A 19602-nucleotide genomic window follows, 5' to 3' on the forward strand; every position below is an offset into this window, starting at 1 on the left:
CCACTTTCAAGAGGCAAGCAGTCCGGCGCCATGCAACGCCACTGCGATCGACCCGAAGCGCGACGACAAGGAAGCCAACGGGTATTCAGGAATAACAACAAGAAGGCGGTCCGCCATGTTCAGACAATCGAAAATTCGCCAAGCCGGGCTCATTTTATTTGCCACCACGTTGCTATTGATCTTGCCGAACCTGACACGTTTGTTTGGCTGACGGCAGCGGTGGCGCCAACGGGCAACGCACAGGTAACCTGCTGGCCTTGATGGTCGGAGATTGCCTATGCGCCACTGCCTTGCCCTGCTAGCGTTGCTCCTGAGCCTGCCCTTGTCGGCGGCGCAACTGCACCTTGAACTGGGCGCTACACCGCGCCAGTGGAGCAGCGCCGAACTGCTTGGCCACCCTGAGGCCCGGGACATCAGCATCGAACAGGACGTATCCTACAAACGCCCCATGCACTATCGGGCAGTGCCGCTGGCCACGCTGCTGGAAGGTGTGAGCGCCCGCGATCACCTGCAGGCCGTGGCGCTGGATGGCTTTGCCGCCGAAATGCCCGCTGCAGCATTGCTGCAGCCAGGGCCAGCACGGGCCTGGTTGGCCGTGGAAGACCCAGGCAAGCCGTGGCCGCCACTGGGTCAAGGCAAGCCAAGTGCCGGGCCGTTCTACCTGGTGTGGACTGCGCCGCAGGCCAGCGGCATCCGCCCTGAACAGTGGCCATTCCAGATCGCCACCCTTCGCAAGCTGGCCCCGGTGGACCAGCGGTTTCCTGCACTGCTACCCGACCCGAAGCTGCCGGCCGACAGCCCGGTGCGTCAGGGCTTTGCCCTGTTCCAGCAGAACTGCCTGGTGTGCCATCGGTTGAACGGTGCGGGGGATGGCCAGGTGGGGCCGGACTTGAATGTGCCGTATAACCCGACCGAGTATTTTCAGCCGGTTTATTTACGCAAGTTGATACGCGACCCGCAAAGCCTGCGGCAGTGGCCGCAGGCGAAGATGCCGGGGTTTGCCGAAAGTGTGTTGAGTGAACAGGAACTGGATGCGCTGTTGGCCTATTTGGGGCACATGGCAACGCGTAAGCCTTGAGGGCCTCTTCGCGGGTAAACCCGCTCCTACACGGTGATGGACAAACACCGGGGGTTGGACACACACCGGGGGTCGGACACAGGCCGTCGTAGGAGCGGGTTCACCCGCGAAATGGCCGGGCCTGCTGGCCAATATCCCTGGCCGTTCACCGTTGCCGCCGCCACCGTATTCGCGGGTGAACCCGCTCCTACAACGGCAGGTGGTGTCCATCCATCAATGTGTAGGCGCGGGTTAACCCGCGAACGGGCCAACACAAAACTGTCAGGCCGTGAGCCGCTCGTGCTTGACGCCCCACCCTTCCACCTCACCCCCATACGGTGTCACCAACTGCTCGAAGGCCTCTTCAAAGTCGCCAATCCCGCCATGGGTGGCGTACATGACCTTGCTCAGTTCCAGGTGCCAGGCACCGTCGCCCAGCTCCTTCACCTGGGCATTGAGCGATTCCCCGCGAAACTGCCCGGCTGCACGACGGGCCCCTGCTTCGTCCGGGAATACGGCATAGAACTCGATGGGGTGGATCTGGGTGAAGTCGAAACCGCCTGCCTTCATCTGGCGCAGGACGTTGCTGCTGATATCGTCGTTCTGGCTGCTCATGAATCGTCCTCCTGAATAAAGCAATGGATAGACTTTCCGTGCACTACGCACCTGCCGGCAACGGCCGGGCAGTTCGAGCTGATGCAAGACGCGAATTATTGAGGCGGCGCCAACCCACAGAACAGGTAGGCCCTCCACCAGCGTAGCGCCTGCCAGGGCACCACGCAAACGTGTGGTTCAGGGTACTTCGTGAATGCTGGTGATGGTCACACCACTATGCTCTTTGAGCCAGCGTGCGGTCGGGGAGATGATACGGTCCTGGAAGTCGTTGAGGTCCAGCTCATCCATCACCGGAAACAGGTGTGAGCGGATGGCCCGCGCAGCGTCTTCCTCGCTGGGGCAATGCTCGGCATGCAACAGCAATGCGGACGGTTCGCCCTTCTGGTCGGCAAAAATGACTTCCCACTCTTTCATTGAACGGACCCTCTCAGTCAACGAACACCAGGTGTGTGATGCCTGAATAACTGACCTTGGGGCGGGGATAATGTTCAGTCCGGGAAAATTGTGCGGGGCCCATTCGCGGACTTGCCCGCTCGCACAGGGCCAGCACAAGGTTCGAGCCCTGTGCAATGCCTGTGGGAGCGGGCAAGCCCGCGAATGGGCCGCAACGCGGCCCCGGTTTACTTCGGTGTGCCGTGCACCACGCCAGCGGTGTTATCCAGCAGGCTCTTGGTCGCCGTCTGGATATACGCTTCCAGCTTCTTGAGCATTTCCGGCTGGTCCGGGCTTTCGATCAGTTCGGCCTTGAACTCGCTGCCCAACTGGTAGCGGTACATCCGCGGGCTCATGTCCTTGGACTCGATCAGGATACGGTCACCCTGCACCAGCCCGACAATCTGCTCGCTGCCCGACGGCTTGATCATGCCCACGCCCTGGTCACCCTCGGGCAGGTTGAGCAGGTCACGCCCCCAGCACTGGTGGCGAGCCTTGCCACCCAGGCGGCCCATGATGGTCGGCACGATGTCGACCTGGGTACCCACGGTGTGGTTCACCGCACCGAATTTCTCCTGAATGCCCGGGGCAATCAGCAGCAATGGCACGTTGAAGCGGCCCAGGTCCAGCTCGGTAACCTGCTGGTGGTTGCCAAAGCCATGGTCACCGACGATGACGAACAGGGTGTCCTTGAAGTAAGGCTCCTTACGCGCCTTCTCGAAGAACTGGCCCAGCGCCCAGTCCGAATAACGCATGGCGGTCAGGTGCTCGTCCAGACGGCCCTGGCCGGTAACCTTCTCTACCGGCAAGTCCTTCGGCAGGGCATACGGCGTGTGGTTGGACAGCGTCTGCAGCAGCGCGTAGATCGGCTTCTTGCCATCGTGCTTGGCCAGCTCTTCGTTGCCGCGGTCGAACATGTCCTGGTCGGACACACCCCAGGTCGGGTCGGAGAACACCGGGTTGACGAAGTCATTACGGCCGATGAAGGTGGTCATCCCCTGGTTGCCGAAGAACCCGGACTGGTTGTCCCAGGCAAAGTCGCCGTTGTAGACATACACGTCGTCGTAGTCACGGGCGCCGAGCAGGGCCGGCAGGCCCGACAGCTTATGGCCGCCTTCCGGGGTCTGCATCAGGTATTCGAAACCTGGCAGGTTGGGGAAGCAGGCCATGGTGGCGAACATGCCCTGGTGGGTATGGGTGCCGTTGGAGAAGAAGCGGTCGAACAGCAGGCCTTCTTTGGCCAGCTTGTCGAAGTACGGGGTGATGTTGTTGGGGCTGCCCAGCGCGCCTACCGAGTGGCCGGCGAAGCTTTCCATCAGGATCACCACCACGTTCTTGATCGGCAGGGTACGGTCAGCTGGCGGCACAAAGTCGCGGCGGATGGCGGCTTCGTCGGCGTCGACCAGGGTGTCGTGGGCGGTCAGCAGTTGCTCGCGCACACTTTGCGTGGCCACGTCCTGCTGCAGGACTGGCTTCCAGATGTTGGCACGGTCCTCGCCAAAGCGGCTCTTGGCGGCGTCGATCAGGGTCAGGGTGCCGTTCAGGCCCAGCTGGTTGACGAAGTTGGAGTCAGTGGTAAAGGCATCACCCCAGCGCATCGGCGGGCCCTGGCGCAGGGTGCCACGGGCAGCGGCCACGGCCACCAGCAGGATCACCATGAATACCGCCAGGCGCTTGTACCACGGGGCAACGCGGTGCAGGCCTTCGGCGCGGGTGGCGCGATCGATACCTTTGAACAGCAGGCTCAGCAGCCAGGTACCGAAGGCCCAGGCCAGCAGGTAGCGGACCACCGGGAAACCGTACCAGAGCATGCTCATGACGGTTTTCGGGTCTTCCTTGATGTACTGGAACACCAGGCCGTTGAGGCGCTGGTGGAACTCGCGGTAGAAGTCCATTTCCATCAGGCCGAGGAACATCACCACGCTCGAAGCGAGGGTCAGCCAGAAACGGAACACGCCACGCCGGGCCATGGCCCAGGGGCTGAGCATGGCCAGCAGCAGGGGGATGCTGATGTACACCACCACCCGCAGGTCGAAGCGCAAGCCGTTGAAGAAGCCTTCGGCGACCGTCGAATAAGGGGTATCGCCGACCATGTCGTTGTTGTAGGCCAGCAGCGCCAGGCGCACCAGGCTGAGCATCAGCATGATCACCAGGCCACTGAGCAGCGTGTAGGCCAGGTGGGATTTCAGGGTCGGCGAAAATGACGTTCGCGCGCCCTGTTGCTTCAAGGCGTCGGAGGTAGCCATGAATGGGAAGGTCCTAGGATTGCGGTTTGCGAAGAGGCGATGGCGCCAGGCCAACGCAGCATTATGCGGGTGCGGATTCTGTTTAAACCAATGTGAAAATTTTGTCACGGCCCCATTACTGGCTATGTCAGTACCGCGCCTAGAGCCGCACATTCCCCCGCGGCCCGGCAATTGCCCAGATCACCAGCCCCACCACCGGCAGCAAGGCGATCAACAAGATCCACAACACCTTGATGCCCACCTCGCTGCCACTCTTGATCACGTTGAGAATGGCCCAGATATCCAGCGCCAGAATGATCAGCCCGACCAGGCTGTTGAAGGTTGATCCCATGTCTGAATTCCTGTCCAGAGGCTTTGCTGCACAGCATAGTCAGCTATCGCGCCAATAGAAGGGAATCCTTGGCGGATGTCGCAGGTCCCTCGATAGACTGACTGCATTCACTGATTCGAGGTTCGTATGCCACCTACCCACAGCCAAAGCGCCGCCCCACCTTCACTGCTGCAGGCCTGGCGCCAGCAAGCCATCGATACCCCCTGGCTCAGTGCCGGCCTGGGGCTGAGCCTGCTGGCGGTGGGCGTGCTGCTGGCCGCCAGCCTCTGGAACGCGGTGAACGGCGACCATGCCGACAACCTGCACCTGGCCATGCTGGGCGGGTTGTCGGGCTTTGGCGCCACCGCACTGGGCGCCGTGCTGGCGGTGGTGCTGCGCGATGTCAACGCGCGCACCCAGGATGTGATGCTGGGCTTTGCTGCCGGCATGATGCTGGCAGCCAGTTCGTTTTCGCTGATTCTGCCAGGCCTGGAGGCTGCCCGCGAGATCACGGGCAATGGCCCGGCCGCGGCGTTTACCGTGGTGCTCGGCATGGGCCTGGGTGTGCTGCTGATGCTGGGCCTGGACCGCTTCACCCCGCATGAACACGAAAGCACCGGTCCGTGCGGGCCCGAAGCCGAGCGCATCAGCCGGGTGTGGCTGTTTGTGCTGGCGATCACCCTGCACAACCTGCCTGAAGGCATGGCGATTGGCGTGAGCTTTGCCAATGGCGACATGAACATCGGCCTGCCGCTGACCAGTGCAATCGCCATCCAGGACATCCCCGAGGGGCTGGCCGTGGCACTGGCCTTGCGCGCCACCGGGCTTTCTAACCTGAAGGCCGCGTTGGTGGCGATAGGGTCGGGCCTGATGGAGCCGCTAGGGGCGGTGATCGGGCTGGGGATTTCTACCGGTTTTGCCCTCGCCTACCCGATCAGCATGGGGCTGGCGGCAGGGGCGATGATCTTTGTGGTCAGCCACGAGGTGATCCCCGAAACCCACCGCAACGGGCACCAGACAGCGGCGACCCTGGGGTTGATGGGCGGGTTTGCGGTGATGATGTTTCTCGACACTGCGCTGGGCTGAAGATTGATGTTTCGTGAGCCGGCCTCTTCGCGGGCTCGCCCGCTCCCACAGGGTTATCACAGGGCCTGATGCGGTGGAGTACCTGAGGGAGCGGGCATGCCCTCGAACAAGCAATCACTGGTATCAGATGTGCACGGCGACTTTCAAAGCCTCCAGCGCCGGCTCGACCTTGATGCCCAGCTCTGCTCCCAACTCCATTACCCGAGCCAGGTCCTGCTGCCCCACCATGACCATCTGCAGCTCGTCATCGAGCAACTGGCTGAAGTTGAGCAGCACATAACCACCCGCCTCCTTGTTCAGCGCGCCCATCTGCACCTGGATGCGGTTGAGCGCGGTCAGTGGCTCGGTACGGGCCAGTTGCTTGGGCTTGAGGGTAAACGGCACGCTGTTGTCGAACGAATCACTGATCTGCTGAAACAGCTCCTGATAGCTGTCGGCCTGGAACACCACGGTATCCGGCAGGCTGCCCAGCACCACCCATTCGCCCAAGGGAATCGGGAAAGTGTCGTCGTAGTTGATGTCGGGGTTGGCGGCCAGGAAGGCGACAGGGTCGGCGTAGGCCTGGGCGGCCTCGTCGGCGATACGCTCGATTTCTGCCTCACGCATGCAGCCGGCGCCAATGAGGCTGATGAATTCGAGCAACTGAGTTTTCATGAAAGGGGGCCTGCGACGGGTGAAAAGTCGCCAAGGATAGCCGCAAATGCCCCCTGGCGGTTAGCCGGCCAGCGCTTGCAGGCGCGCGGCAGTGTCTGCTGCGCCCATGGTTTGCGCCGCCATCAGGGCGGTGATGCCGCGGGCATCCTGGTGCGCCGGGTTGGCCCCTTGTGCCAGCAGGTAGTCGAGGATTTCGCTGCGGTTGAACATGGCCGCCAACATCAGCGCGGTGCGACCGTCCTGTGCGGCAGCATCCACCGGTACGCCATGCTCCACCAGCAGGCGAATCATCGCCAGGTCCCCTTTGAATGCGGCACCGGCAATCGGCAGCTGGCCGTTGTCGTTGGCAATCAGCGGGTCGGCACCTTGCGCCAGCAGCACGCGCACCGCCTCGTGGTGACCGTGGTAGCTGGCCAGCATCAGCAGGGTATCGCCCTTGTGGTTACGCAGGTTGGCCGGCAGGCCGCTGGCAAGCAGGCGCCCGAGCATGTCGGCGTCGCCCTGGCGGGCACGTTCGAACACCTGCTCGGCGAACGCAGCGGTTTCGTCATCGTTCATGGTGGCGGGTGCGGCTTGGCTGGACATAGGGAACCTCCTGGCATAATTGATGGCCCAAGTGTTCGTCAGGCATGCCATTGCGGTCAAAGGTTCAGATTCTATGAAGCCGATAGGCAAACCCTGACCCGTGCAAAATGCACTGTGCAAAATGCACGACCGTGCAGCCTGCACGATTCCGCCTCTGCAAATCCACCGTAACTCCCTGTATTTACTGGTTTTTCGCCAAACAGGATTCTGGCACGGTCACTGCAACCATCAACTCATGTCTGCCACACAACAGCCAGGAGTTGATATGGACCTCATCCAGCAAAAGTTCGCATCGGTATTTTCGGCCTATCAGGTGAATACCAAAGCCCGGCCCGATGGCGGTGTACTGCTTACCCTGCGCGCAGCGGATGGCAAGGTTACCCGCCGGGTGCTGACCTATGGGCAACTGCACAGTGCCGAACAGTTGTCCTGGGCGATCAGTGCCATCCGTCGTGACCTGGCTGAAGAGGCCAGTGAATTGCCGGTGATCTCGATGCTGCAGAGCCAGCAGCGGTTTGCCCTGCCGACTTACCGCTGAGGGGTGTATTGCCTGAACTGGCCTCTTCGCGGGTAAACCCGCTCCTACATTGACTGCGCGATGTCTAAGGGCGGCGCAACATTGACTGCGCGATGCCTAAGGGCGGCGCAACCGCTGTAGGAGCGGGTTCACCCGCGAAGAGGCCGGCAATGCCATTACAGCTCGTCGATCCCAAGAAATGCCCGCGCCGTCACATCCCCGGTAAACCGGGCCTCCACACCCTGCTCGCTGCCATACAAGCGCAACGCCAGGCAAAACGGTGTATCACCCAAATCAACCCAACGCCGCGTCCCGGCCGGCACCAGCAGCTGGTCACCCTTCTCGCACAGCACTGAATACACCCAGTCCCCCAGCCGCAGGCCAACCTGCGCCCGCCCGCTGACCACGGCAAACAGCTCGTCGGCATCATGCACATGTTCCTCACGCACATCGACCTGTGCCGGGTCTTCACCGTCGCGGTTGAGCAGCGCGAAGGCCTTGCTGCCATGCGCCGTCATCAACTCATCCAGATACGCGCGGCAAACCTCCAGCACCTCGTCCTGGGCCGTGCCCGGGCGCACCCGCAGGCCAGGTTCGGCATGCACAAAGCGCACGCCCTGCTCGGCCAACGTAGCGGCGATGTCGTCGTGGTGAGTCAGCACCTTGTTCGGCAGTGCCGGGCTGGCGGGGTGGAAAACGCTGAGAATGCTCATCAGGGGCGGGTCCTGGTCGGTTGCGAACAAAGGGCAATGATAACGGCTGCGGCCAAGGCTGCGGCACTGGCCATACCAAAGGTGAAGGTGGGGCCCAGCAGCTTCCAGCTGTAGCCTGAGTACAGCGCCCCCAGCGCACCGCCGGTCCCCGACAGCGCTGCGTAAAGCGCCTGGCCCTGGCCCTGCTGGCGGGCGCCGAAGCTGGCCTGGACGAAAGCGATGCTGGCGGCATGGAAGCAGCCGAAGGTGGCCGCGTGCAGCAGCTGGGCGAAGATCAGTACTGCCGGCTCCTGAGCCAGGTTACCCAGCAGCAGCCAGCGCAATGCCGCCAGCAGGAAGCTGACCAACAACACGCGCTGCACGCTGAAACGGGCGAACAGGCGGCTCATGACCATGAACATCAGCACCTCGGCCACCACCCCAAGCGCCCATAGAAGGCCGATGGCACCGCGCGTGTAGCCCAAGTGCTCCAGGTGCAGGGTAAGGAAGGTGTAGTAAGGCCCGTGGCTGAGCTGCATCAGGGCCACGCACACGTAGAACGCAATCACCCCCGGGGCACGCAACTGCTGCAGGAAGCCCCCGGTGCCGCTGCGCCCGCCCTGCTCCACCGGCTGGGCATTGGGCACCCACAGGCTGGCGGCAACGATGCCGGCCATGATCGTGACCAGCGCCACCGGGTAGATGTCCAGGCTCAACCATTCGAACAAGCGGCCCAGGCCAACCACGGTGAGGATGAAACCGATCGAACCCCACAGACGTACCTGGCTGTAGCGCGACGTCTGCCCGTGCAGGTGGGCCAGGGTGATGACCTCGAATTGCGGCAGCACCGCATGCCAGAAGAACGCGTGCAGGGCCATCACCAGCGCCAGCCAGGCGTAGCTTTTGCCGAAGAAGATCAGGGCGAAGGTGGCCAGGGTGCACAGCGCGCCAAGGCGGACGATCAACAGACGCTGGCCCGTGCGATCGCCCAGCCAGCCCCACAGGTTGGGGGCCACGCAGCGCATCAGCATGGGGATGGCCACCAGCTCGCCGATGCGCGCCGGGGAAAAGCCCAGGTGGTCGAAGTACAGCGCCAGGAACGGTGCGGTGGAGCCCAGCAGGGCGAAGTAGAACAGGTAGAAGCTGGACAGGCGCCAGTAGGGGATGGGTTGCATGGGGTGGCCTTGTGGGGACCTGGGCCGGCCTCTTCGCGGGTGAACCCGCGCCTACGCGGATTTCACCCTGTCACTGCACCTGAGGGCAGTGATATCCCAATGTAGGAGCGGGTTTACCCGCGAAGAGGCCGGTGCAGTTGGATCAGCGCTGGCCCAGCACCGGGGTATTCACTTGCACATCGGCATTCTGCGCACGGTGGCGCAGCAGGTGGTCCATCAACGCGATGGCCATCATCGCCTCGGCAATCGGCGTGGCACGGATGCCCACGCACGGGTCGTGGCGGCCCTTGGTGATGACGTCCACCGGGTTGCCATCGACATCGATCGAGCGGCCCGGGGTGGTGATGCTGGAAGTGGGCTTCAGTGCCAGGTGGGCAACGATCGGCTGGCCCGAGGAAATACCGCCCAGAATGCCGCCTGCATTGTTGCTGAGGAAGCCGTCCGGGGTCAGCTCGTCCCGGTGCTCGGTGCCGCGCTGGGCCACACTGGCGAAACCGGCGCCGATTTCCACGCCCTTGACCGCGTTGATGCTCATCAGCGCATGGGCCAGCTCTGCATCCAGGCGGTCGAAGATCGGCTCGCCCAGCCCGGGCATCACGCCTTCTGCGACCACGGTGATCTTGGCGCCCACCGAATCCTGGTCTCGGCGCAGCTGGTCCATGTAGGCCTCCAGCTCAGGTACTTTGTCCGGATCGGGGCTGAAGAAGGCGTTCTGCTCCACCGACTCCCAGGTCTTGAACGGGATTTCGATCGGGCCCAGCTGGCTCATGTAGCCACGCACGGTGATGCCCTGGGTGGCCAGGAATTTCTTGGCGATAGCGCCGGCGGCCACGCGCATGGCGGTTTCACGGGCCGAGCTGCGGCCGCCACCGCGGTAGTCGCGGATACCGTACTTGTGGTGGTAGGTGTAGTCGGCGTGGGCCGGGCGGAACAGGTCCTTGATGGCCGAGTAGTCCTTGGACTTCTGATCGGTGTTGCGGATCAGCAGGCCGATCGAGCAACCGGTGGTGCGGCCTTCGAACACGCCGGAAAGGATTTCCACCTCGTCGGCTTCCTGGCGCTGGGTGGTGTGCCGGCTGGTGCCGGGCTTGCGCCGGTCAAGGTCGTGCTGCAGGTCGGCGAGGGAAATTTCCAGGCCCGGTGGGCATCCATCGACAATGGCGACCAACGCCGGGCCATGGCTCTCGCCAGCGGTGGTGACAGTGAACAGCTTGCCGTAGGTATTGCCGGACATGGACGCTCCGCGAGTTCTGCCTGAAATGGACGAAAGCAGCAGTATACAGATGGTTTGATCGCCTGTGCGGGCCTCTTCGCGGGTAAACCCGCTCCTACACGGTCACCACCAGGTTCCAATGGTGTGCAGCCCCCCGTAGGAGCGGGTTCACCCGCGAAGAGGCCGAACCTGCCATGCACACCCGAGAACCTTCCCGCAAACATTGGGTCAAACCCACATCTCCCCATGTAGTACCGCATGATGTCGCGCCTCGTCGCCTTGCTCTTCCTGCTGTGCACTGGCCTGGCCCAGGCCGCCGCCCCCACTGTACTGCAACGCCCGATCGACCTGGACACCGGCCAGGGCGTGCTGCACGGCAGCCTGCTGCTGCCGCAACAGGACACCCCGCCGCCAGTGGTGCTGATCATCGCCGGCTCCGGTCCCACCGACCGCGACGGCAACAACCCGGCGTCGGGCCGGGTCGACAACCTGAAGCGCCTGGCCCTGCTGCTGGCCAACGAACACATTGCCAGCGTGCGTTACGACAAACGCGGGGTGGCCGCCAGCCAGCCGGCCACGCCTGACGAGCGTGACCTCAGCGTGGAGCGCTATGTGGCCGATGTGGTCGCCTGGAGCCACAAGCTCAAAGCCGACCCGCGCTTCGGCCCGCTGATCCTGATTGGCCACAGCGAAGGCGCACTGATTGCCAGCCTGGCCGCCGAGCAGGCGGGCGCCAGCGCAGTCATCACCCTGGCCGGCAGCGGCCGGCCGCTGGCCGAGGTACTGCACGAACAACTGGCCCAGCGCCTGCCGCCCGCGCAACTGGCCGGTGGCAGTGCCCTGCTCGACCGCCTGCAGGCCGGGCAGACCAGCCTGGATGTGCCTGCGCCGTTGCGCCAGGTGTTTCGCCCCAGCGTGCAGCCGTACCTGATTTCGCTGTTCCAGCAAAACCCGGCAGCCGCCTTTGCCCGCCTGCCCATGCCCGCGCTGATCGTGCAGGGGCGCAACGACGTGCAGGTGGACGTGGCCGACGCCCAACGGCTGAAAGCGGCCAAGCCAGATGCACAACTGGTCCTGATCGATGGCATGAACCACATGCTGCGCATCAGCCCCAAGGGCATGAGCCAGCAGCGCGACAGCTACCTCAACCCCGAGCTGCCGCTGGCGCGTGAGCTGGGCGAGCGAATTGTGACGTTCATCCAGCATTTGCCTTCGGCGTAAGTCAAACAGGCTCAGGTCTCAGCCATGCCTGCCGATACAGCAGGCATAGCTGAGGACAAGCCCTGATGACCACCTCCCCCACCGCCGTCGAGCCGGCCGAAGAACCCCAGGAAACCCCCGCCCTGCCCTGGGCCGAGCTGACCGCCGAACATTTCCAGCTGCTACGCCTGGCAGCACTGCCGACCGACCGCAGCACCGGCGCGCGGCCGCTGCGTTTTGTGCAGTTCGGCTATGCCGAGCGCCATGACAAGGCACACAGCCTGCTGCGCATGGAAATCCAGTTGCCTGGACAGAAAGTGCACAAAGAGCAGAACCGCCTGGACATCCGCGTCGACCATGCCGAGCGCCTGGTGCGCATTGGCAATGAACATGGCCTGCAACTGGAACCGGTGAACCGTGGCATCGGCCGTTTCATGCTGGCCCAGGCCGCTCAGTGGTTGCAGCGCAAGTGGTCGCACTACCGGGTGGAAGGCATGGCGCTGCCGAGCAAGGACGCCCTGAACGAGGACTCACGCCTGCGCCGAGACCAGTGCTTGCGCGGGGTGGGTATCGAGGTGCAGTACGAGGACAGCCAGCACCTCAAGGGCCGTATCGCGGATATGACGGTGGGCCAGCTGAAGGCCGCCTGGAGCAGCGAGCGCCTGCAGCGGGTGGAGATTCTGGATGCCGCCAACCTGCTGCAGCAGGCGGACCAGCAACTGCAGGAAAAGGAAGGGCAACTGCGCGAGCGGGATGAGCGCGTGGCCAAATACCAGCGCGAAGACGGCGGATTGCGTTTCACCATTACCTGCCTGGTGGCGTTTGCCGTGTTCCAGGCAGGGCTGTTGATCTGGATTGCAACCCGCTAAGACCGCATCAGCCGGTGGAGATTGGGGCCGCTTCGCGGCCCATCGCGACACAAGGCCGCTCCCACAGATTGATCGCGCACCTTGTGGGAGCGGCCTTGTGTCGCGATGGGCTGCAAAGCAGCCCCAAATAGCCTAAACGCGGGCCTTGAACAATTCCTGATGCTGGCGGCACTGCTCAGCGGTGAGCATGAACACCCCGTGCCCGCCACGCTCGAATTCCAGCCAGGCAAAGTCCACCTCGGGGTACAACGCCTCGACATGCACCTGGCTGTTGCCCACTTCGACAATCAACAAACCCTTCTCGGTCAGGTGGTCAGCCGCTTCGGCCAGCATCCGCCGTACCAGGTCCAGGCCGTCGCTGCCGCAGGCCAGGCCCAGTTCGGGCTCATGGTGGTACTCGGCCGGCATGTCGTCGAAGTCTTCGGCGTCGACATACGGCGGGTTGGACAGGATCAGGTCGAAACGCTGCCCCGGCAAACCGCCAAAGCCATCGCCCTGCACGGTGTACACGCGCCCGTCCAGGCCATGGCGCTCGATGTTCTGGTTGGCCACTTCAAGGGCCTGGAACGACAGGTCGGCCAACACCACCTCGGCCTCGGGGAACACGTCGGCGGCGACGATGCCGATGCAACCCGACCCCGTGCACAGGTCCAGAATGCGCGCCGGCTCGCTGGCCAGCCACGGCTCGAAACGTTTTTCGATCAGCTCACCAATGGGCGAACGCGGCACCAGCACCCGCTCGTCGACGATGAACGACATGCCGCAGAACCAGGCCTCGCCCAGCAGGTAGGCGGCCGGTACACGTTCTTCGATACGGCGTTTGAGCAGGTGCTGAAGGCGTACCCGCTCATCGTCCTCGAGCATGCAGTCCAGGTAGCTGTCGGCTACCTCCCATGGCAGGTGCACCGCACCCAGCACCAGCAGGCGGGCTTCGTCCCAGGCGTTGTCGGCACCGTGACCGAAGAACAGGTCATGCTCGTGGAAGCGGCTGACCGCCCAGCGGATGTAGTCGCGCAGCGTGCGCAGACGAGATGTGATCACGGGGTACTCCTATTTTCAGACCGGACAAAAGTCTAACAGCCCCACCCGCACATTTGTTCCTTTGCCTTGCCCAAAGGCTAGCCACAGGCCAGTAACCACGCCGCTTGCGTTGTCAACCATTCCCATTGGCGCCAAGGCAGGGGAGAATAGGTATACAAAAGCCCTATCCAAGGAGCCCTTGATGTCCGTTCCAACCACGATGTTTCGCCTCACTGGCCGCGACTATCCGCCGGCCAAGCTGAGCCACGCCAGCCTGATCATCATCGATGCACAAAAGGAGTACCTCAGTGGTCCCCTGAAGCTGTCGGGCATGGACGAGGCCGTGGCCAACATCGCCAGGTTGCTCGACGCCGCCCGTAAAAGCGGCCGTCCGATCATCCATGTTCGCCACCTGGGCACTGTTGGTGGCCGTTTCGACCCCCAGGGGCCGGCTGGCCAGTTCATTCCGGGGCTGGAGCCGCTGGAAGGTGAAATCGTCATCGAAAAACGCATGCCCAACGCGTTCAAGAACACCAAGCTGCACGAAACATTGCAGGAGCTGGGCCACCTGGACCTGATCGTCTGTGGTTTCATGAGCCATTCCAGCGTCAGCACCACCGTTCGCCGCGCCAAGGACTATGGTTATCGGTGCACCCTGGTAGAAGACGCGTCGGCCACCCGTGACCTGGCATTCAAGGACGGCGTCATTCCGGCCGCGCAGATTCACCAGTGCGAAATGGCCGTGATGGCTGACAACTTCGCTTGCGTGGCCCCCACCGCCAGCCTGATCTGAGCGGCTTGCAGGACCGCCCGGCAGCCGGGCGGAACCCGATGGGCAGCAGCAGGTCGAATTCCGGATATCCACCGAGGAGAGCGGAATGAAGCTTAAAGGCAGTTTCGACGCCAAGCGCCTGCGCCCGCGCGAACCGCGTAACTGGGGCGCCCGCCTGGCGGCCGGCCTGTCGGCCCTGCTGGCGACGCTGGGCGTATTGCTGGCCATGGCCGGCGTCGCCGGCCTGCTGGGCAACTACCCTGCCCTGCAGGAATTGAATGCCAACAAACCGTTGTCCGGCACCCTGACCGTGGCGGGCCTGGTATTGCTATGGCTGGGTGTGCGCTTCTGGCGGCGCAGCCGTATCCGCTTGCGCCGCGGGCGGGAGCTTAACCTGTCGCCGCACCTGATGAAGAAGCACGATTGATGGTTTTGCGTAACCTGTGCGGGCCTCTTCGCGGGTAAACCCGCTCCTACAGGTACCCCGCCGCCTTCAGGCTCTGTGACATCCCCGTAGGAGCGGGTTCACCCGCGAAGAGGCCCGCACAGGCTGCCCCGGCAACTCATGCAGTGAAGCTGAAATCCTCGGGGGTGCTGCGCACCCCTTTCGCGACACAAGGCCGCTCCCACCCCGATCGCATCGGCCTGAAGCCATGTGCAATCCCTGTAGGAGCGGGTTCACCCGCGAAGAGGCCCGCACAGGCTGCACACGGCCCCACAGTCGCGTAAACTACGCCGCCTACGTGGAGGCATCATGCAAGACGACGATTTTTCCCTGTTCAAGGCCGAAGTGCGCGGCGTAAAGCCGATCCGCCACGACCGCGCCGAAGTCGGCAAGCCCAAGGCCGACCGCCAGCAGCTGGCCGGCCTGCGCCAGGCGGCGACCGTGCGCAGTGACAAGGCTTTGGTCATCGATGGCATGTCCGACCAGTTCGTCATCGACGTAGGCGCCGAAGACGAGCTGATGTGGCGCCGCGATGGCGTGCAGGAAGGCCAGTTGCGCAAGCTGAAGCTGGGGCAGATTCCGTTCGAGGGCAGCCTCGACCTGCACGGCATGACGGTGGAAAAGGCCCGCGAAACCTTGTGGGACTTCATCGCCGAAGCCACCAAACTGGAGGTGCGCTGCGTGCGGGTGACCCACGGCAAGGCCGCGCGCCTGGACGGCAAGCGCCCGATGATCAAAAGCCACGTCAACACCTGGCTGCGCCAGCACCCGCAAGTGCTCGGTTTTGCCTCGTGCAGTGCCCGCCACGGCGGCACCGGCGCGGTGTATGTGATGCTGAAGCGAACCATGCTCGAAGGCCGCGACGAGTAACGCCGCGCTTGCAGCGCCGCCCTCACCGCCGTACCCTTCGTTTTTGCGATTTTTTCCCACAGGTAGATCCATGTCCCTGGAACAGAACTACACCGAGATCCTCAGCCAGATTGGCGAGGACGTCTCCCGTGAGGGCCTGCTCGACACGCCCAAGCGGGCTGCAAAGGCGATGAAGTACCTTTGCCGCGGTTATGAGCAAACACTGGAAGAAGTCACCAACAACGCTTTGTTCAGCTCTGACAACAGCGAAATGGTGCTGGTCCGGGACATCGAGCTGTATTCGATGTGCGAACACCACATGCTGCCGTTCATTGGCAAGGCACACGTTGCCTACCTGCCGAAGGGCAAGGTACTGGGCCTGTCGAAGGTGGCACGTATCGTCGACATGTACGCCCGCCGCCTGCAGATCCAGGAAAACCTCAGCCGCCAGATCGCCGAAGCCGTGCAGCAGGTAACCGGTGCCGCGGGTGTGGCCGTGGTGGTCGAAGCCAAGCACATGTGCATGATGATGCGCGGTGTCGAGAAGCAGAATTCGACCATGATCACCTCGGTGATGCTGGGTGAGTTCCGCGACAACGCCGCCACCCGTAGCGAGTTCCTCAGCCTGATCAAGTGATTGGTTGCTGACCCCGAGCCGACCCTTCAGGGTCGGCTTTTGCATTTCAGGAGTTGCCCATGATCGTCAAAGCCCTGCGGGTTGGCCTCGGCCAGCTCATCGTCTTCGGTGACTGGATCAGCCGCCCGGCCAAGCGCAAACGCGACGCCGCCGCCCAGGCCCGCATCGAGCAAGCGGCCAAGGGGCTGGCGCTGTACCAGTTCCACGCCTGCCCGTTCTGCGTCAAAACCCGCCGCACCCTGCACCGGTTGAACGTGCCGGTGGCGCTGCGCGACGCCAAGAACGACCCGGTGCACCGCCAGGCCCTGCAAGAAGGTGGCGGCCGGGTGAAAGTGCCATGCCTGCGCATTGAAGAAGCCGGCAAGGTGACCTGGATGTATGAGTCCAAGGCAATCATCGCTTACCTGGATGAGCGGTTTGCCGCCATCTGACTGACGCTGCAGATCCCTTGTGGGAGTGGGCGAGCCCGCGAAGCAGGCACCGCGGTGGTTGGCACGGGCTGCGCCCGTGTTCGCGGGCACGCCCGCTCCCACAAGGATTGCGCAAGCGCCTGGAAAAAAGGTCGGTTTTCAACCCACCATCGGCACATGCCGCGGGTGGCTGATGACCCGCTCAAGCCAGACCCTAACCACCGGAATAAGCGGTTTGCCGCCATCTGACTGACGCTGCAGATCCCTTGTGGGAGCGGGCGAGCCCGCGAAGCAGGCACTGCGGTGGTTGGCACGGGCTGCGCCCGTGTTCGCGGGCACGCCCGCTCCCACAAGGATTGCGCAAGCGCCTGGAAAACAGGTCGGTTTTCAGCCCACCATCGGCACATGCCGCGGGTGGCTGCTGACCCGCTCAAGCCAGGCCCTTACCGCCGGAATAAGCGGTTTGCTGCCATCTGACTGACGCTGCAGATAGATCCCCCTGTGGGAGCGGGCGAGCCCGCGAAGCAGGCACCGCGGTGGTTGGCACGGGCTGCGCCCGTGTTCGCGGGCACGCCCGCTCCCACAAGCCTGGAAAACAGGTCGATTTTCAACCCACCATCGGCACATGCCGCGGGTGGCTGCTGACCCGCTCAAGCCAAGCCCTTACCGCCGGAATAAGCGGTTTGCCGCCATCTGACTGACGCTGCAGATCCCTTGTGGGAGCGGGCGAGCCCGCGAAGCAGGCACCGCGGTGGTTGGCACGGGCTGCGCCCGTGTTCGCGGGCACGCCCGCTCCCACAAGCCTGGAAAACAGGTCGATTTTCAGCCCACCATCGGCACATGCCGCGGGTGGCTGCTGACCCGCTCCAGCCAGGCCCTTACCGCCGGGTACTCTGCCAGGTCGAACCCGCCCTGCTGCGCCACATGGGTGTAGGCATACAGCGCCACATCGGCAATCGAGTACTGCTCACCCACCAGGTAAGGCGTCATCTGCAACTGGCGCTCCATCACCTTCAGCGCCTTGTAGCCGCCCTTGTGCAACTTGCGGTACTCGTCCAGGCGCTCGTCCGGCAGCCCCAGGTAGAACTGGATGAACCGCGCCACGGCAATGTACGGCTCATGGCTGTACTGCTCGAAAAACTGCCACTGCAGCACCTGGGTACGCAGGCGCGGTTCGCTGGGCAGGAACTCGCTGCCATCGGCCAGGTAGTTGAGAATGGCGTTGGACTCCCACAGGTAGCTACCGTCTTCCAGTTCCAGCACCGGTACCTTGCCGTTAGGGTTCATCGCCAGAAACTCGGGCGTTTCGGTCTCGCCCTTGAGGATGTCCACCGGGTGCCATTCATACGGCCGGCCCAGCAGGCTCAACATGAGCTTGACCTTGTAACAATTACCCGACTGGTAGTCGCCATAAACCTTGTACATCGACCCTCCCTGCAAAGCAGTTTCGCAATTGCGCCCAATATTTGGCGACTGTACGGCTAAAAGCAATGGCCGCTGTATGGCAAGGATCAACCTTGCTCGCTGTAGTCTGAAAAAACTGCTTACACCTTTACAAGGATTTTGTTCATGACCGATGCCACTTCCGCACGCCTGCGGCCCCTGGCAGACACCTCCCCCTCGGCGGTGGTCGCCGGCTTCATTGCCATGCTCACCGGCTATACCAGTTCGCTGGTGCTGATGTTCCAGGCCGGCCAGGCGGCCGGGCTGACCACCGCGCAGATCTCGTCGTGGATCTGGGCGCTGTCGATCGGCATGGCGGTATGCAGCATCGGCCTGTCGCTACGCTACCGCACACCAATCACCGTCGCCTGGTCCACCCCCGGCGCGGCGCTGCTGATCACCAGCCTGGGTGGGGTCAGCTATGGCGAAGCCATTGGCGCCTACATCACCTGCGCCTTGCTGGTGCTGGTGTGCGGCCTGACCGGCAGCTTCGAGCGCCTGGTCAAACGCATCCCGGCCTCGCTGGCCTCGGCGCTGCTGGCGGGCATCCTGTTCAAGATCGGCAGCGAAATCTTCGTGGCCGCGCAGCACCGCACGCTGCTGGTGCTGGGCATGTTCTTCAGCTATCTGCTGGTCAAGCGCCTGTCGCCGCGCTATTGCGTGCTGGCCGCGCTGCTGGTGGGCACGGCATTGTCCGGCGCGTTGGGCCTGCTGGACTTCAGCGGCTTCCACCTGGAAGTGGCCAAGCCGGTGTGGACCACCCCAAGCTTCTCGCTGGCGGCAACCATCAGCATCGGCATTCCGCTGTTCGTGGTGGCCATGACCTCACAGAACATGCCCGGCGTGGCCGTCCTGCGTGCCGACGGCTACCAGGTACCGGCCTCGCCGCTGATTTCGGCCACCGGCTTTGCCTCGCTGGTGCTGGCGCCGTTCGGCTCGCACGGGGTCAACCTGGCGGCGATCAGCGCGGCGATCTGCACCGGGCCGCATGCCCATGAAGACCCGGGCAAACGCTACACCGCGGCAGTGTGGTGCGGGATTTTCTACGGCATTGCCGGGGTGTTCGGCGCCACCTTGGCGGCACTGTTCGCGGCATTGCCGAAAGAACTGGTGCTGTCGATTGCGGCACTGGCGCTGTTTGGTTCGATCATGAACGGTTTGACCGTGGCCATGAGCGAGGCGCGTGAGCGGGAGGCAGCGGTGATCACCTTTATGGTGACCGCTTCGGGGCTGACCTTGTTTTCGATTGGTTCGGCGTTCTGGGGGATTGTGGCGGGGGTGTTGGCTTTGGTGATTCTTAACCCGCGCAGGGGGTGAGGGTTGTTGTTGCCTGTGGTGGCCTCTTCGCGGGTAAACCCGCTCCTACGACGGGAAA

Annotated in this window: 22 protein-coding genes and 2 pseudogenes; 11 read left to right on the top strand and 13 right to left on the bottom strand. The window is 63.4% G+C overall.

The features are described from left to right. Positions 1-277: 277 nt before the first annotated feature. Positions 278-1078: a cytochrome c gene (locus ACI7M0_RS19495; RefSeq protein WP_129933739.1), complete on the top strand. Its 801-nt coding sequence runs from the start codon at positions 278-280 to the stop codon at positions 1076-1078. Between the two features lie 261 nt (positions 1079-1339). On the opposite strand, the gene ACI7M0_RS19500 is transcribed toward ACI7M0_RS19495, so the two are convergent. The 4 genes from ACI7M0_RS19500 to ACI7M0_RS19515 form a co-directional block, all read right to left on the bottom strand. Beyond that, positions 1340-1672 carry a ribonuclease E inhibitor RraB gene (locus ACI7M0_RS19500; protein WP_003252824.1) on the bottom strand — a complete coding sequence of 111 codons (333 nt, stop codon included), beginning with the start codon at positions 1670-1672 and terminating at the stop codon, positions 1340-1342. Positions 1673-1849: 177 nt separating this feature from the next. Further along, positions 1850-2086, bottom strand: a complete 237-nt coding sequence (locus tag ACI7M0_RS19505) for a hypothetical protein (protein WP_020192211.1) — start codon at positions 2084-2086, stop codon at positions 1850-1852. 206 nt (positions 2087-2292) lie between these two features. Then, entirely contained in the window at positions 2293-4350 is a 2058-nt protein-coding gene (locus ACI7M0_RS19510) for an LTA synthase family protein (RefSeq protein ID WP_121161966.1), read from the bottom strand. Positions 4351-4489: 139 nt separating this feature from the next. Continuing rightward, on the bottom strand, positions 4490-4681 hold the full coding sequence (locus ACI7M0_RS19515) for a PLDc N-terminal domain-containing protein (protein WP_003252818.1): 192 nt from the start codon (positions 4679-4681) through the stop codon (positions 4490-4492). A 126-nt stretch (positions 4682-4807) separates the two neighbouring features. Here ACI7M0_RS19515 and ACI7M0_RS19520 point away from each other — a divergent pair, with 126 nt between their 5' ends. Further along, on the top strand, positions 4808-5746 hold the full coding sequence (locus ACI7M0_RS19520) for a ZIP family metal transporter (protein WP_162497228.1): 939 nt from the start codon (positions 4808-4810) through the stop codon (positions 5744-5746). Positions 5747-5869: 123 nt separating this feature from the next. Here ACI7M0_RS19520 and ACI7M0_RS19525 read toward each other — a convergent pair whose 3' ends face one another. Further along, on the bottom strand, positions 5870-6400 hold the full coding sequence (locus ACI7M0_RS19525) for a hypothetical protein (RefSeq protein ID WP_129933738.1): 531 nt from the start codon (positions 6398-6400) through the stop codon (positions 5870-5872). A gap of 60 nt (positions 6401-6460) precedes the next feature. Next, the gene (locus tag ACI7M0_RS19530; protein WP_104962309.1) at positions 6461-6985 is read right to left on the bottom strand and encodes an ankyrin repeat domain-containing protein; all 525 of its coding nucleotides are present in this window, start codon (positions 6983-6985) and stop codon (positions 6461-6463) included. A gap of 265 nt (positions 6986-7250) precedes the next feature. Here ACI7M0_RS19530 and ACI7M0_RS19535 point away from each other — a divergent pair, with 265 nt between their 5' ends. Beyond that, the gene (locus ACI7M0_RS19535) at positions 7251-7523 is read left to right on the top strand and encodes a DUF3509 domain-containing protein (protein WP_003252809.1); all 273 of its coding nucleotides are present in this window, start codon (positions 7251-7253) and stop codon (positions 7521-7523) included. A 155-nt stretch (positions 7524-7678) separates the two neighbouring features. On the opposite strand, the gene ACI7M0_RS19540 is transcribed toward ACI7M0_RS19535, so the two are convergent. The 3 genes from ACI7M0_RS19540 to aroC all read right to left on the bottom strand — a co-directional run bounded on the left by ACI7M0_RS19540 (position 7679) and on the right by aroC (position 10603). Continuing rightward, positions 7679-8215: an oxidase gene (locus ACI7M0_RS19540; RefSeq protein ID WP_129933736.1), complete on the bottom strand. Its 537-nt coding sequence runs from the start codon at positions 8213-8215 to the stop codon at positions 7679-7681. Beyond that, positions 8215-9369, bottom strand: a complete 1155-nt coding sequence (locus tag ACI7M0_RS19545; RefSeq protein ID WP_020192206.1) for an MFS transporter — start codon at positions 9367-9369, stop codon at positions 8215-8217. Before ACI7M0_RS19545 ends, ACI7M0_RS19540 begins: the two co-directional genes overlap by 1 nt. A gap of 142 nt (positions 9370-9511) precedes the next feature. Beyond that, positions 9512-10603 (bottom strand): chorismate synthase, encoded by a 1092-nt coding sequence (aroC, locus tag ACI7M0_RS19550; RefSeq protein ID WP_129933735.1) that lies wholly within the window; start codon positions 10601-10603, stop codon positions 9512-9514. 237 nt (positions 10604-10840) lie between these two features. Between aroC and ACI7M0_RS19555 the strand changes: the two genes are divergently transcribed. Continuing rightward, positions 10841-11803: an alpha/beta hydrolase gene (locus ACI7M0_RS19555; RefSeq protein ID WP_129933734.1), complete on the top strand. Its 963-nt coding sequence runs from the start codon at positions 10841-10843 to the stop codon at positions 11801-11803. A 65-nt stretch (positions 11804-11868) separates the two neighbouring features. Beyond that, positions 11869-12651, top strand: a complete 783-nt coding sequence (locus ACI7M0_RS19560) for a hypothetical protein (protein WP_129971904.1) — start codon at positions 11869-11871, stop codon at positions 12649-12651. Between the two features lie 132 nt (positions 12652-12783). Here the strand turns inward: ACI7M0_RS19560 and prmB are convergent, their stop codons facing one another. After that, positions 12784-13692: a 50S ribosomal protein L3 N(5)-glutamine methyltransferase gene (gene prmB / locus ACI7M0_RS19565; RefSeq protein ID WP_020190530.1), complete on the bottom strand. Its 909-nt coding sequence runs from the start codon at positions 13690-13692 to the stop codon at positions 12784-12786. Between the two features lie 181 nt (positions 13693-13873). Between prmB and ACI7M0_RS19570 the strand changes: the two genes are divergently transcribed. The 5 genes from ACI7M0_RS19570 to ACI7M0_RS19590 all read left to right on the top strand — a co-directional run bounded on the left by ACI7M0_RS19570 (position 13874) and on the right by ACI7M0_RS19590 (position 16805). Further along, entirely contained in the window at positions 13874-14464 is a 591-nt protein-coding gene (locus tag ACI7M0_RS19570; RefSeq protein ID WP_003252796.1) for a cysteine hydrolase family protein, read from the top strand. An 85-nt stretch (positions 14465-14549) separates the two neighbouring features. Beyond that, positions 14550-14870 carry a hypothetical protein gene (locus ACI7M0_RS19575; protein ID WP_020190529.1) on the top strand — a complete coding sequence of 107 codons (321 nt, stop codon included), beginning with the start codon at positions 14550-14552 and terminating at the stop codon, positions 14868-14870. A 327-nt stretch (positions 14871-15197) separates the two neighbouring features. Beyond that, complete coding sequence (locus ACI7M0_RS19580) at positions 15198-15758, top strand: Smr/MutS family protein (protein ID WP_104962313.1); 561 nt, start codon at positions 15198-15200, stop codon at positions 15756-15758. A gap of 70 nt (positions 15759-15828) precedes the next feature. Next, entirely contained in the window at positions 15829-16374 is a 546-nt protein-coding gene (gene folE / locus ACI7M0_RS19585; RefSeq protein WP_003252789.1) for a GTP cyclohydrolase I FolE, read from the top strand. A gap of 59 nt (positions 16375-16433) precedes the next feature. Then, positions 16434-16805 (top strand): glutaredoxin, encoded by a 372-nt coding sequence (locus ACI7M0_RS19590; RefSeq protein ID WP_010952857.1) that lies wholly within the window; start codon positions 16434-16436, stop codon positions 16803-16805. Between the two features lie 366 nt (positions 16806-17171). Here ACI7M0_RS19590 and ACI7M0_RS19595 read toward each other — a convergent pair. The 3 genes and pseudogenes from ACI7M0_RS19595 to ACI7M0_RS19605 form a co-directional block, all read right to left on the bottom strand. Beyond that, positions 17172-17237: pseudogene (locus tag ACI7M0_RS19595) on the bottom strand (glutathione S-transferase family protein); the annotation flags it as partial. 154 nt (positions 17238-17391) lie between these two features. Continuing rightward, positions 17392-17457 (bottom strand): annotated as a pseudogene (locus ACI7M0_RS19600) (glutathione S-transferase family protein); the annotation flags it as partial. 149 nt (positions 17458-17606) lie between these two features. Next, positions 17607-18209: a glutathione S-transferase family protein gene (locus ACI7M0_RS19605; protein WP_104887197.1), complete on the bottom strand. Its 603-nt coding sequence runs from the start codon at positions 18207-18209 to the stop codon at positions 17607-17609. Positions 18210-18353: 144 nt separating this feature from the next. Between ACI7M0_RS19605 and ACI7M0_RS19610 the strand changes: the two genes are divergently transcribed. Further along, complete coding sequence (locus ACI7M0_RS19610) at positions 18354-19544, top strand: benzoate/H(+) symporter BenE family transporter (protein WP_129934000.1); 1191 nt, start codon at positions 18354-18356, stop codon at positions 19542-19544. Positions 19545-19602: the final 58 nt, after the last annotated feature.

Origin of the sequence: Pseudomonas sp. 10(2024) (genome assembly GCF_045164175.1) — a bacterium.
In the GTDB taxonomy this organism is placed as follows: domain Bacteria; phylum Pseudomonadota; class Gammaproteobacteria; order Pseudomonadales; family Pseudomonadaceae; genus Aquipseudomonas; species Aquipseudomonas alloputida.